Genomic DNA, 11,916 nt, shown 5'->3' with positions numbered 1-11,916 from the left:
CCGGAGGCCGGCCCGGCCTCCGGCAACCGCTCACACCCAGCCGCGGCGCACCGCCTCCATGCCCGCCTGGAAGCGGGTCTCGGCGCCGACCATCGCCATGATGCGGTGCACGTGCCGGTGCACCGTGCGCACGCTCCACCCCAGGGTGCGGGCGATCCGCTCGTCGGTGGCGCCGCCGGCCAGCAGGCCGATCAGTTCGATGTCCCGGTCGGACAGCCGGTCGGCGCGGCCCTCACCGGCCGGGTCCGGCCCGGCGGGCTGGTCGACCACGATCGAGCGGTTGATCGCCACGGCCCGTTCCCAGAGCGCCTCGAACAGCTCGCCCACGGCGTCGAGCAGCGACGAGGGGTGCACCAGGTACGCCGCGTCGGCGAGCTGCCCGCCGGTCATCGCGGGGATGAGCGCGAGGCGGTCGTCGCAGAGCATCATCTTCATCGGCACGTTGCTGGCCACGCGGGCCCGTTCGCCGCTCTGGATGCCGCGCCAGATCTCGGCCATCCGGCCCGGGATGGCGAGCGCCGACTGGTCGTAGATGACCCGGTAGACGAGGCCCCGGTCGGCGAGCTGGTGGGTCTCCTCGGAGTTGCCGCTCACCGGGTTGTCGAGGTAGGGCGCCCGGTCGAGGCCCCGGATCTGCACCCGCGCCTCGCGTTGCAGCCGGACGAGCGTCGCCCGCAGGTTGGCCGCGCCCTCGATCACCTCGACCAGCTCGGCGGGGTGGCGGCCGCCCCCGTCGCGCAGCCGGATCTCCTTGGCCAGCTGGTCGGCGTGCGTACGCAGGCGGAGCAGGTCGCGTTCCCGCTCGGCGATGAGGAAGGTGGCCACCTGGTCCGGTGGTGTCGCCGCGTAGCGTGTGGGGCGACCGGGCAGCCGCGTCGCGAGGCCGCGGTCGACGAGGCGGGCGAGCGTACGCGTCAGCTGCGCCCGTGACAGCGCCACGTCACCCAGGAGGTCGACCTGGGTCGCCTGGCGCCGGCGGGTCAGGGCCTCGTAGACCCGCTCCTCGGGCTCGGACACTCCCACGACATTCCACATACGACGCCCCCCGTCGGGAACCGGTCAGCTGTCCGGAACATGAACGTCCCGGAACATTGTCCGCGCATTCACGCCCGTGCCAAGATCACCCGTCGAACGCGTGCCGATTTTCGTGTCGAGAAGCTGGCGGCAGGTGCGTCGGAGCCTCAACGACGAGGCGTTCCCGTGGCATCCTTCGTAAGGAGTTATTGGATGGCCGTGCCCTTACGGCCGGGACGGGTCCGCAAGGGTCGTCTCGGCGGGCTGATCGCAGTCCTCACACTGTCCCTGCTGGCCACCGGCCCCCTGCCCGCCAGCGCGGCGCAGGCGGCCCCGGCGCCGACCGGACCGGCCGCGTCGTCGCCGAGCTGGGAGGCGATGCACTACAAGCCGGCGGGCTGCAACACCGCGTCCGAGGACGCCTCGCGGGCCCGCTGCTACGCGCTCGGCCTCGCCAGCGAGGACGGCCGCCTCGTCCAGCAGGACGCCGCACCGCCCGAGGGGGCGTTGGGCCCGGCCGACATCCGGTCGGCGTACCGGCTGCCGGACGGCGGTGAGGGCCGGACCGTGGCCGTCGTGCTCGCCTTCGGGTACGAGGCGGCGGAGGCCGACCTGGCCGTCTTCCGCGCCCACTACGGGCTGCCGCCGTGCACCACCGCCAACGGCTGCTTCCGGAAGGTGGACCAGCGTGGCGGCACCGACTATCCGGCGGAGGACGCGGACTGGTCGATCGAGGCCGCCCTGGACCTGGACGCCGTCTCGTCCGCCTGCCCGAAGTGCGACCTGCTCCTCGTCCAGGCCGACGACAACTCGCCGGCCAGCCTGGCCGCCGCCGTCGACACGGCCGCGAAGCTCGGTGCGGAGGTCATCTCCAACTCGTACGGCATCGCCGGCGAGACCCCCTTCCAGGAGCTGTACAACACCCACTACGACCACCCCGGTGTCGCCGTCGTGGTCGCCAGCGGTGACATCGGCAACCTCCAGAGCTACCCGGCGACCAACCCCAACGTGATCGCGGTCGGCGGCACCCGGCTCACCCGCGACTCCTCGCCGCGTGGCTGGTCCGAGTCCGCCTGGGTGAACGCCGGCAGCGGATGCTCGCTCTACGAGCCCCGCCCCGCGTACCAGGCCGACGTGGACACCCGCTGCGGCGACAAGCGGGCCACCGCCGACATCTCCGCGGTCGCCGACCCGGAGTCCGGGCTGGCCGTCTACAACACGCTCGGCCAGGACGGCTGGGCGCAGTGGGGCGGCACGTCGCTGGCCGCCCCGCTCGTCGCCGGGATGTACGCCCTCGCCGGCACGCCGCTGCCCGGTTCGTACCCGGTGACCTACCCGTACCGCACGGACAGGAGCGCCGGCCTCTTCGACATCACCGAGGGGTCGAACGGCTGGTGCGGCGACCTGCTGTGCACCGCCGGACCCGGCTGGGACGGGCCGACCGGAGTCGGTTCACCCAACGGCGTCTCGGCCCTGACCCTCGGCGAGACCGGCCGGATCACCGGCACCGTCACCGACGGCAGCGCGAACCGCCCGGTCGCCGGCGCGACGATCACCGCGACCGACGGCACCGGCGCCACCTACCGCGCGGTGACCGACGCGAACGGCCGCTACACCCTGCCCCTCCCGGCCGGCGGCTACGACGTGGTGGCCGCCGAGTTCGGCTACCGGGCGCCCGCGGCCGCCCGGGTCACCGTCGCCGCCGGCGCCGACCTGACGCACGACGTCACCCTGACGGCGCTTTCGAGCCGTACCGTGACGGGCACGGTGACCGACGCCTCCGGCCACGGCTGGCCCGTCTACGCCCGGATCGCGATCGACGGCTACCCGGGCGGCGCGGTCTTCACCGACCCGTACACCGGCCGGTACGCCGTCGACCTTCCCGTCGACAACAGCTGGACCCTGCACGTCGCGCCGGTCTACCTGCCCGGGTACGTCACCAGCACGGTGACCGCCCGCGTGGACGCGCAGCCGAAGGGCCGGCCGAGCGACGTACGGCAGGACGTCCGCCTCGCCGTCGACGCGATGGCCTGCACCGCCCCGGGCTACGCCCCCCGCTACGACGGCGCCAGCGCCGACTTCACCGGCTGGGCCGCCCCGCAGGGCGGCTGGCGGGTCACCGACGCGGCCGGCGGCGGCCAGACCTGGCGGTTCGACGACCCCGGGTCCAAGGGCAACCTGACCGGCGGTACCGGGGGCTTCGCCACCGTGGACGGCTGGAGCCAGTCGGGCCGGATCGACACCAGCCTCACCAGCCCGCCCGTGGACCTGACCGGGATCACCGACCCGGTGATCGGTTTCGACACCGACTACTCCAGCTGGGACGAGCAGACCGGCGACGTCGAACTCAGCCTGGACAACGGCGCGACCTGGACGGGTGTCCGGCACTACGCCACCGACGCCGTCAACGGGCACGTCGAGATCCCGGTCCCGCAGGCCGCGGGGCGGTCCGGGGTGCAGGTCCGGTTCCGCTACCAGGGTGAGTACGACAACTGGTGGCAGCTGGACAACGTGTTCGTGGGCCGCCGGTCGTGCGGCACCGTGCCCGGTGGGCTCGTCGCGGGACACATCCGGGACGACAACACCGGCGCGGCGCTCGTCGGCGCGACCGTCCAGGCCGGGGACGGCACGGCGACGCGTACCACCAGCCAGACCACCGAGGAGGACACGAACCTGGCCGACGGCTTCTACTGGTTCTTCGCCCCGGGCGGCGGCTCGGTCCCGACGACCGTGAGCGGCCTGCACTACGGCGACAGCACGGCGTCGGTGCCGATCGACCGCGACGGCGTGGTCCGTCGGGACTGGCGCCTCGAGGCCGGCCGGCTGACCGTGCGCACGACCGACCTCTCCCTCTCCGTCCGGCCCGGCCGCAGCGTCACCCGGGATGTGCGGCTCACCAACGACGGTGACCGGCCGCTGCGCGTCCGCGTCGTCGAGCAGGACCGCGGCCGTACCCCGGCCGCCGGCGCCCGCGAGGCCGGCGGGACGGGCGCACCCCTGGTGCAGATCCGCACCGAGGCGTCGGTCGCGGCCCACCAGGGCGGGCACAGCCCGCGGCCACCGCAGCAGGCGGCGGACGGCACGGCGTGGACGGACCTGCCGGACTACCCGACGCTCGTGATGGACAACCTGGTCGCGGACAACGACGGCACCGTGTACTCGGTCGGCGGCAGCGGCGACGCGGGTTCCCTGGTCGAGGGGTACGTCTTCGACCCGCAGGCCCGGACGTGGCACCGCATCGCCGACCTGCCCGAGCCCCGGGCGGCCGCCGTCGGCGGGTTCGTCAACGGCCGGCTGTACGCGGTCGGCGGCTGGGACGAGGCGAGCAACGCGGCCACCACCACGTACGCCTACGACCCCACCACCGACCGGTGGTCGCGGCGGGCCGACCTGCCCACCGGGGTGACCGCCGCCGCGGCGGCCTCGGTCGGCGGCCGGCTGTACGTCGTGGCCGGCTGCACGACCGGCGAGTGCGAGCCCGCGTCGAACCGGACCTACCGGTACGACCCCAGCACCGACACCTGGACCCGGCTGGCCGACTACCCGCTGGCCGTCGCGTTCCTCGCCTGCGCGCCGGCCGGCGACGGGGTGGTCTGCGCGGGTGGAATCGATCCGGCCGAGCGGGTCCCGATGAACGACGCCTTCCGCTACTTCGCCGACTCGGACACGTGGGTACGGACGACCGGGCTGCCGATCGGGGTCTGGGGCATGGCGTACGCCGGCGCCGGCGGCAGGCTCCAGGTCGTGGGCGGCATCTCGGCGGGGTCGGTCACCAACCAGGCGCTGGAGTTCGACCCGGCCACGGGAGTGTGGTCCGCGCTGCCCAACGCCAACAACGCCCTGTACCGGGGCGGGGCGGCGTGCGGGCTGTACCAGGTGGGCGGCTCACTCGGGTCGTTCGCGATCACCCCGTTCGCCCAGCAGTTGCCGGGTCACGACGCCTGCGTCCGGGGCAGCGACGTGTCGTGGCTGTCGACGGGCCGTACCGAGCTGACCATCCCGGCCGGGCGGTCGGTGACGGTCACGGTGACGGCGGCGGCTCCGGCCGTGGCCGGGCACGGCGAGTACCAGGCGCGGCTGGCGTTCGATACGGACACGCCGTACCGGACCGAGCCGCTCGCGGTGGTGATGACGCTCCGCTGACACCTCCGCTGACCGCGCCCGCCCGGTGGACCACCCCTCTCCCCGGGCGGGCGCGGGCCGTTCCGGCAGCGGACGCGGGCGGAGGCCGTCGGGCGGGGGCGCGGTCGCCAGCGCCAGGTGACCGATGGGTAACCTGTGACCCCGGCCACGGACGAGGGGAGCGACCATGACGGATCGGATCGAGGGCCACGGTGGGGAACTGGCACTCGCGGCGCTACGCGCCCACGGCGTACGGGAGATGTTCACCCTCTCCGGCGGGCACGTCTTCCCGCTCTACGACGCCGCCCACAAGACCGACTTCCCGATCTACGACGTCCGCCACGAGCAGTCCGCGGTCTTCGCCGCCGAGGCGGTCGCGAAGCTCCAGCGCCGCCCGGGCCTGGCCGTGCTCACCGCCGGTCCCGGCGTGACCAACGGCATCTCCGGCCTGACGAGCGCGTTCTTCAACGCCTCGCCGGTGCTGGTGCTCGGCGGGCGCGCGCCCGCGTTCCGCTGGGGCTCGGGCAGCCTCCAGGAGATGGACCACCTGCCGCTGGTCGCCCCGGTCACGAAGCACGCCGAGACGGTCTTCAGCACCGACGACATCCCGCGGGCGGTGACGAACGCGCTCACCGCCGCGCTCACCCCGCACCGCGGGCCGGTCTTCCTCGACTTCCCGCTGGAGACCGTCTTCTCGGTCTCCGACGCCGAGCTGCCCGCACCGCCCGGGATCGCGCCCGTCGAGCCCGACCCGGAGGAGGTCGGCCGGGCGGCCAGCCTCGTCGCCGCCGCCGAACGGCCCGTCATCATCGCCGGCTCGGACGTCTACGCCGCCGACGCGACCGCCGCCCTGCGCGAGGCGGCCGAGGCGTTGCAGGTGCCGGTCTTCACCAACGGCATGGGCCGCGGCTCGCTCCCGCCGGAGCACCCCCTCGCCTTCGCGAAGGCCCGCCGCGCCGCCCTCTCCGGCGCCGACGTGGTCGTGGTCGTCGGCACCCCGCTGGACTTCCGGCTCAACTTCGGCGACTTCGGCGACGCCAAGGTGGTGCACATCGTCGACGCTCCCAGCCAGCGGGCCGGGCACGTCCAGCCGACCGCCGCCCCCGCGGGCGACCTGCGGCTGATCCTCTCCGCCCTGGCCGACCACCCGGGCGATCGCACCGACCACGCCGGCTGGATCGCCGACCTGCGCGCCGCCGAGGACGCCGCCAAGGCGCGCGACGCCGCCGAGATGGCCGCCGAGACCGACCCGATCCGTCCCGCGCGGATCTACGGGGAGCTGCGCCGGGTGCTGGCCCGCGACGCCATCACCATCGGCGACGGCGGTGACTTCGTGTCGTACGCCGGGCGCTACCTGGAGCCGGCGCAGCCCGGGACGTGGCTCGACCCGGGCCCGTACGGCTGCCTCGGCACCGGCATGGGCTACGCCATGGGCGCCCGGGTGAGCCACCCGGACCGGCAGATCTGCGTGCTGATGGGTGACGGTGCGGCCGGCTTCTCGCTCATGGACGTGGAGTCGCTGGTCCGACAGAAGCTGCCGGTCGTGATCGTGGTGGGCAACAACGGCATCTGGGGCCTGGAGAAGCACCCGATGCGCGCCATGTACGGCTACGACGTCGCCGCCGACCTGCAACCCGAGCTGCGCTACGACAACGTGGTGAGCGCGCTCGGCGGCGCCGGCGAGACGGTGGCGAAGGCCGCCGACCTGGGGCCGGCGTTGCAGCGGGCCTTCGACTCCGGTGTGCCGTACCTGGTGAACGTGATCACCGACCCGGCCGACGCGTACCCCCGCTCGTCCAACCTGGCCTGACCGTCGATCACCTACACCTCCGGGCGGTCCTCCTCGCGCGGCGGCTCGCCGTCACGTGCCCCGCGCGGCCCGTCCGGTGGCGCGGCCTCGCGGCGGCGCAGGTCGTCCTCGCGGCGGCGCAGGTCCTCCTCCCAGCGGCGGAAGAGTTCCTGGTCGTCCGGGCGGGACCGTTCGGCGAGGGAGTTGAGGAACTCGGGGTCGTCGTCCGGCGCCACCGTCGGGCGGCGCTCCCGTTCCGAGAACCCGTTGCCCACCGGCCACGGTGTGCGGGCACGCCCGCCGCGGGGCTCCCGCCCGGCCACGAACCATGCGATCGAGCCGACCAGCGGGAAGAACAGGATGATCAGCACCCAGGCGACCCGGGGCAGGGCACGGATCTCGCTCTCCTCGGCGGAGAGACAGCTGATGAGGGCGCAGACGGCGAGGACGATCTGCGCGACGAAGAGGAGGGCGTAGAGCCGGACCATGCGCCCATCATGGCGCACCCGGCCCGTTCACCACAGCCCGCCCAGCACCAGCAACACGCCGAGCAGGGCGAGCGACGCGCCACCCAGTGCCGCCAACGGCAGGGACCGACCGCCACTCGGCGCGGGCCCGCTCCCGGTGCCCCGCCGCCAGCAGATCGCGAGCACCGCGCCCCAGGCGAGCACGGCCAGCCCCGCGACCAGTGCGCCGAACGGGCCGCCGCTCACCGCGAGGCGTACGGCCAGCACGGTCACCACGGTCACGGCGAGTGCCGTGCGTCGCCACGCCAACCGGGTGCGCTCCGGCTGGAGGCCGGGATCGCGCGGCGGCGGGCCACCGTCCGCCCCGGCTGCCGGGGTGCCGCTCACGGGCCACCGACGGTCCGGACGACGACCGCCACCACGAGGAGCAGCGCACCGGCGCCGACGGCCAGGGCGAGGATCGCGGGGAACCGGGAGGCGGGCAGTTCCTCGCCGAGCCGGATCGCCCGTTCGGTGCGGGCCCAGTGGTCGACGGCGCGGACCGCGACGGTGCCGCCGAGCAGGAGCAGCGCGATGGCGATGGCCTCGCGGAGGTGCCGCAGCGGCAGCGGTGGCAGGAACTGGGCGGCGGCCAGCCCGCCCGCCACCAGGGCCAGCCCGGTCCGCAGCCAGGCCAGGAAGGTCCGCTCGTTGGCCAGGGAGAACCGGTAGTCGGGGGTGCTGCCGACCGAGCGCAGCTCCCGCGGGTCGAACCAGCGCCTGATCGACTCCCACACGACGCCGATTATCCGCTGGCGGCCGGCCGTAGCCTGAAGCGATGACCGATCTTGATGCGAACACGCTGCGCGCCGTGTACGACAACCAGGTGCGGCCGGAGTTGCCCGACCCGATGCCGGCCGGGGTGACCGTCGAACGGGACGGCCCGCTGTACCAGGTGCTCGGCCTCGACCGTGGCGGCTTCCTCACGTACCGGGATCTGGGCGGGCTGACCGGCGCGGCGCTGGACGAGCTGATCGCGCGGCAGGTCGAGCTGTTCCGGCGGCGGGGCGAGCCGGTGGAGTGGAAGCTCGCCGGTCACGACGAGCCGGCGGACCTCGGCGACCGGCTGCGGGCGGCGGGGTTCGTGCCCGAGCCGCGGGAGACCGTCGTGATCGGCCCCGTGGCGCCACTGGCGGCCACGATGCCGGTGCTGCCCGAGGGCGTACGCCTGCGCGAGGTGACCGCCCGCGCGGACCTGGACCGGATCGTGGCGATGGAGGAGGCGGTCTGGCAGGCCGACCGGAGTCATCTCGCGGACGCCCTGGAACTCCAGATCGCCACCGATCCACAGTCGATCACCGTGGTGGTGGCCGAGGCGGGGGAGACCGTGGTGAGCGCCGGATGGATCCGCTACCTGCCGGGCACCGGCTTCGCGTCCCTCTGGGGCGGCTCCACGCTGGCCGAGTGGCGGCGGCGGGGAATCTACCGGGCGCTCGTGGTCCACCGGGCCCGACTCGCCGCGCAGCGGGACCGCACGCTGCTCCAGGTGGACGCCTCCGACGACAGCCGTCCCATCCTCGAACGGCTCGGCTTCGTCCCGGTCACCACGACGACCCCGTACGTCTACACTCCGTGATCATGGCGCAGGGGTTGACGGACGAGGAACGGCTCACGCTCAAGACCGGCGCGTTCGGCGCGGTCTTCCTGGTCTCGAACGTGGATCCGGGCATGCTGGCGGTGCTCAAGGAGAGCATGGCCGCGTCCGGAGCCTTCGCCGACAGCTCCGGCGTGGTCAAGGAGGCGCTGACCACCGGCCCGCTGCCGCGGCTTCCCCGCGACTCGGCGTTGGAGATCGAGGCCACGGTGCTGCCGGCGCTCGGCCGGGCGGTGCGGATCCTGAGCGAGAAGTCGCCGGCGGACGTGGCGGCCTACCGCGAGGTGGTGCTCTCGGCCGCCGACCGGGTGGCCCGGGCGCACGCGGGGGTCGACCCGGCCGAGGCGGCGGTGATCGAGCGGATCAGGGCCGCGCTGGCCGGGCCGGCCTGAGAACGGCCGGCCGCGCGTCCGTGTGGTGCGACGGAGTCCAGAGCGCCCGGACGGCGGCCCGGACGCAGCCGTCGCGTATCCGACCGCAGGCGCAGCGGTACGTGTCGGGCAGCGGGCGGCGGCACGCCGCCAGCCGTCCGGACGACTCGCACATTCGGGATAATTGGTGCATTTCGGCCACCGGCGGAGTCTACCGGGCCGAGCGGGTGCGGTGAGCTGTGTCACTCCGGGCCATCCGGAGGCGAATGCTACTGGCAGGTAACATGGCGCTCGTGGGCAACTGCACAGCAGCCCGCGGTTGACCGAGCGTTAAGTCACGCGGGAGGCTGCGCCCCAGACCGGGCGAGCGATCGCAACACACACAGGAGGGTCGTCGAAGCGCGATGAACATCGTCGTACTCGTCAAGCAGGTGCCCGACTCGGGCGCGGACCGCAACCTGCGCAGTGACGACAACACCGTCGACCGCGGTTCGGCGAACAACGTCATCAACGAGATGGACGAGTACGCCATCGAAGAGGCGTTGAAGATCAAGGAGGCGCATGGCGGCGAGGTCACCGTCCTGACCATGGGTCCGGACCGGGCGACCGAGTCGATCCGCAAGGCGCTCTCCATGGGGCCGGACAAGGCCGTCCACGTCGTGGACGACGCCCTGCACGGCTCGTGCGCCGTGGCGACCTCGAAGGTGCTCGCCGCCGCGCTGGGCACCCTCAACGCAGACCTGGTCATCTGCGGCGCCGAGTCGACCGACGGTCGGGTGCAGGTGCTGCCGCACATGATCGCCGAGCGGCTGGGCGTGGCGGCGCTGACCGGCGCCCGCAAGCTCACCGTCGACGGCGGCACGCTCACCGTCGAGCGGCAGACCGAGGAGGGCTACGAGGTGGTCACCGCCTCGACCCCGGCCGTGGTCTCCGTCTGGGACACCATCAACGAGCCGCGCTACCCGTCCTTCAAGGGCATCATGGCGGCCAAGAAGAAGCCCGTGCAGACCCTCTCCCTGGGCGACCTCGGCGTCGCACCGGCCGAGGTGGGCTTCGACGGCGCCACCAGCACCGTGCTGGAGCACAGCAAGCGTCCGCCGCGCTCCGGCGGCGCGAAGGTCACCGACGAGGGCGACGGCGGCGTCAAGCTGGTCGAGTTCCTCGCCACCGAGAAGTTCGTGTGAGAGGTCCTGACATGTCTGAGGTTCTCGTCGTCGTCGAAGCCACCCGCGAGTTCGGCGTCAAGAAGGTCACCCTGGAGATGCTCACCCTCGCCCGCGAGCTGGGCACCCCGAGCGCGGTCGTGCTCGGCGGCGCCGGCGCCGCCGAGGCGCTGAGCGCCAAGCTGGGCGAGTACGGCGCGGAGAAGATCTACGCCGCGGAGGGCGAGGAGATCGACGGCTACCTGGTCGCCCCCAAGGCGACCGTGCTGGCCGAGCTGGTCCGGCGTGTCGAGCCCGCCGCCGTGCTGCTCGCGTCCTCGCAGGAGGGCAAGGAGATCGCGGCGCGCCTGGCGGTCAAGCTCGACAACGGCATCCTGACCGACGTGGTCGGCCTCGAGGCCGACGGCACGGCCACGCAGGTCGCCTTCGCCGGCTCCACCATCGTGAAGTCCAAGGTCACCCGCGGTCTGCCGCTGGTCACCCTCCGGCCGAACTCGGTGAACCCGGTGCCGGCCGCGGCCACCCCGGCCGTCGAGCAGCTCACCGTCACCGTCGGCGACGCCGACAAGCTCGCCAGGGTGGTGGACCGGGTCGCCGAGCAGAAGGGCTCCCGCCCGGAGCTGACCGAGGCGTCCGTGGTCGTCTCCGGCGGTCGCGGCGTCGGCAACGCCGACAACTTCAAGCTGGTCGAGGAGCTGGCCGACCTGCTCGGCGGTGCGGTCGGCGCGTCCCGGGCGGCCGTCGACTCCGGCTTCTACCCGCACCAGTTCCAGGTGGGCCAGACCGGCAAGACGGTCTCCCCGCAGCTCTACATCGCGCTCGGCATCTCCGGTGCCATCCAGCACCGGGCCGGCATGCAGACCTCCAAGACGATCGTCGCCGTGAACAAGGACGCCGAGGCGCCGATCTTCGAGCTGGCCGACTACGGCGTGGTGGGCGACCTGTTCAAGGTCGTACCGCAGGCCGCCGAGGAGATCCGCAAGCGCAAGTGACACCGGGTCCCGGGGGCGGCGCGCCGCCGTCGGGCGCGGACAGTGGGAGTGGCCATCCGGTACGCCGGGTGGCCACTCGCCGTTCGTGGCGTCTCGTGGAGGTGGCCGGCCTCGCCGATCGTGGGCTCGTGCTGCGACCGGGGCGTCTCGTGTCGACGGGCCAGCCCGGCCGTGGTGCGGCCTGTGTCGGTGGGCCGGCTCGCGTCGGTGGGCCGGCAGGGAGCTGATCGGCGGGCCGGGGAGCTGAGCCGGCCCGCCGATCAGCCCGTCTTGCGCCCCGCGGCGTGCGGTCGCCGCTGGGGACAGGCTGAGGTCACCGCTGGGCGGAGACGTCGACAACCGAGTATGCCTGACGCGCGCCCGCT

Annotated in this window: 10 protein-coding genes; 6 read left to right on the top strand and 4 right to left on the bottom strand. The window is 73.7% G+C overall.

Going from position 1 to position 11,916, the window contains the following annotated elements; all coding sequences use genetic code 11:
* Window positions 1-30 precede the first annotated feature (30 nt).
* Window positions 31-1,017, bottom strand: coding sequence for a helix-turn-helix domain-containing protein (locus D7193_RS05515; RefSeq protein ID WP_158674771.1), 987 nt, complete (start codon window positions 1,015-1,017; stop codon window positions 31-33).
* Window positions 1,018-1,227: 210 nt separating this feature from the next.
* Between D7193_RS05515 and D7193_RS05510 the strand changes: the two genes are divergently transcribed.
* Window positions 1,228-5,157, top strand: coding sequence for a Kelch repeat-containing protein (locus D7193_RS05510; protein WP_120778228.1), 3,930 nt, complete (start codon window positions 1,228-1,230; stop codon window positions 5,155-5,157).
* A gap of 166 nt (window positions 5,158-5,323) precedes the next feature.
* Window positions 5,324-6,946 carry an acetolactate synthase gene (locus D7193_RS05505; RefSeq protein ID WP_120778227.1) on the top strand — a complete coding sequence of 541 codons (1,623 nt, stop codon included), beginning with the start codon at window positions 5,324-5,326 and terminating at the stop codon, window positions 6,944-6,946.
* A gap of 11 nt (window positions 6,947-6,957) precedes the next feature.
* Here the strand turns inward: D7193_RS05505 and D7193_RS05500 are convergent, their stop codons facing one another.
* The 3 genes from D7193_RS05500 to D7193_RS05490 are packed head-to-tail and all read right to left on the bottom strand — an operon-like array spanning window position 6,958 to window position 8,168.
* Window positions 6,958-7,413, bottom strand: coding sequence for a PLD nuclease N-terminal domain-containing protein (locus D7193_RS05500; RefSeq protein ID WP_120778226.1), 456 nt, complete (start codon window positions 7,411-7,413; stop codon window positions 6,958-6,960).
* Window positions 7,414-7,440: 27 nt separating this feature from the next.
* A complete protein-coding gene (locus tag D7193_RS05495; protein WP_120778225.1) occupies window positions 7,441-7,779 on the bottom strand; it encodes a DUF202 domain-containing protein in 339 nt (112 codons plus the stop codon).
* On the bottom strand, window positions 7,776-8,168 hold the full coding sequence (locus D7193_RS05490) for a YidH family protein (RefSeq protein WP_120778224.1): 393 nt from the start codon (window positions 8,166-8,168) through the stop codon (window positions 7,776-7,778). Before D7193_RS05490 ends, D7193_RS05495 begins: the two co-directional genes overlap by 4 nt.
* Window positions 8,169-8,209: 41 nt before the next feature.
* On the opposite strand from D7193_RS05490, the gene D7193_RS05485 reads away from it, so the two are divergent.
* From D7193_RS05485 to D7193_RS05470, 4 genes are all read left to right on the top strand, one after another.
* A complete protein-coding gene (locus D7193_RS05485) occupies window positions 8,210-9,007 on the top strand; it encodes a GNAT family N-acetyltransferase (protein ID WP_120778223.1) in 798 nt (265 codons plus the stop codon).
* Window positions 9,004-9,417, top strand: coding sequence for a hypothetical protein (locus D7193_RS05480; RefSeq protein WP_120778222.1), 414 nt, complete (start codon window positions 9,004-9,006; stop codon window positions 9,415-9,417). Before D7193_RS05485 ends, D7193_RS05480 begins: the two co-directional genes overlap by 4 nt.
* Window positions 9,418-9,800: 383 nt before the next feature.
* Window positions 9,801-10,580, top strand: a complete 780-nt coding sequence (locus D7193_RS05475; RefSeq protein WP_120778221.1) for an electron transfer flavoprotein subunit beta/FixA family protein — start codon at window positions 9,801-9,803, stop codon at window positions 10,578-10,580.
* A gap of 11 nt (window positions 10,581-10,591) precedes the next feature.
* On the top strand, window positions 10,592-11,551 hold the full coding sequence (locus tag D7193_RS05470) for an electron transfer flavoprotein subunit alpha/FixB family protein (RefSeq protein ID WP_120778220.1): 960 nt from the start codon (window positions 10,592-10,594) through the stop codon (window positions 11,549-11,551).
* Window positions 11,552-11,916 lie beyond the last annotated feature (365 nt).

Source organism: Micromonospora costi, from assembly GCF_003626655.1.
GTDB lineage: Bacteria > Actinomycetota > Actinomycetes > Mycobacteriales > Micromonosporaceae > Micromonospora > Micromonospora costi.
This window is presented reverse-complemented; position numbering and strand designations above follow the sequence as displayed.

Bases quoted from the DNA above. Each gene is read 5' to 3' on its own strand.
- D7193_RS05510 (WP_120778228.1), top strand. From the start codon at position 1,228: ATGGCCGTGCCCTTACGGCCGGGACGGGTCCGCAAGGGTCGTCTCGGC.
- D7193_RS05505 (WP_120778227.1), top strand. From the start codon at position 5,324: ATGACGGATCGGATCGAGGGCCACGGTGGGGAACTGGCACTCGCGGCG.
- D7193_RS05500 (WP_120778226.1), bottom strand. From the start codon at position 7,413: ATGGTCCGGCTCTACGCCCTCCTCTTCGTCGCGCAGATCGTCCTCGCC.
- D7193_RS05485 (WP_120778223.1), top strand. From the start codon at position 8,210: ATGACCGATCTTGATGCGAACACGCTGCGCGCCGTGTACGACAACCAG.
- D7193_RS05475 (WP_120778221.1), top strand. From the start codon at position 9,801: ATGAACATCGTCGTACTCGTCAAGCAGGTGCCCGACTCGGGCGCGGAC.
- D7193_RS05470 (WP_120778220.1), top strand. From the start codon at position 10,592: ATGTCTGAGGTTCTCGTCGTCGTCGAAGCCACCCGCGAGTTCGGCGTC.